1 rRNA gene is annotated in these 619 nt (G+C 52.0%); it reads left to right on the top strand.

The annotated features are described in order from the left end of the window. Positions 1–619 (top strand): 23S ribosomal RNA (locus V7650_RS18130); the annotation flags it as partial.

Below are 619 nucleotides of genomic sequence, written 5' to 3'. Positions count from 1 at the left end.
ATACTAAGGCGATCGAGATAACTATGGTTAAGGAACTCGGCAAAATGCCCCCGTAACTTCGGGAGAAGGGGGGCCCTGTTTGGTGACGATTCACTGGCTGAGCTGGGTGGGGCCGCAGAGACCAGTGAGAAGCGACTGTTTACTAAAAACACAGGTCCGTGCGAAGTCGTAAGACGATGTATACGGACTGACGCCTGCCCGGTGCTGGAAGGTTAAGAGGACCGGTTAGCCAGTAATGGCGAAGCTGAGAATTTAAGCCCCAGTAAACGGCGGTGGTAACTATACCATCCTAAGGTAGCGAAATTCCTTGTCGGGTAAGTTCCGACCTGCACGAATGGCGTAACGACTTCTCAGCTGTCTCAACCATAGACTCGGCGAAATTGCATTACGAGTAAAGATGCTCGTTACGCGCGGCAGGACGAAAAGACCCCGGGACCTTCACTACAGCTTGGTATTGGTGTTCGGTTCGGTTTGTGTAGGATAGGTGGGAGACTGTGAAACGGTGACGCCAGTTATCGTGGAGTCGTTGTTGAAATACCACTCTGATCGAATTGGATACCTCAACCTCGGACCATGATCTGGTTCAGGGACAGTGCCTGGTGGGTAGTTTAACTGGGGC

This window comes from Parasphingorhabdus sp., from assembly GCF_036964565.1.
In the GTDB taxonomy this organism is placed as follows: Bacteria; Pseudomonadota; Alphaproteobacteria; order Sphingomonadales; family Sphingomonadaceae; genus Parasphingorhabdus.
Note: the sequence above shows the minus strand (reverse complement) of the source record. Positions and strands in the feature narration are given on the sequence as shown.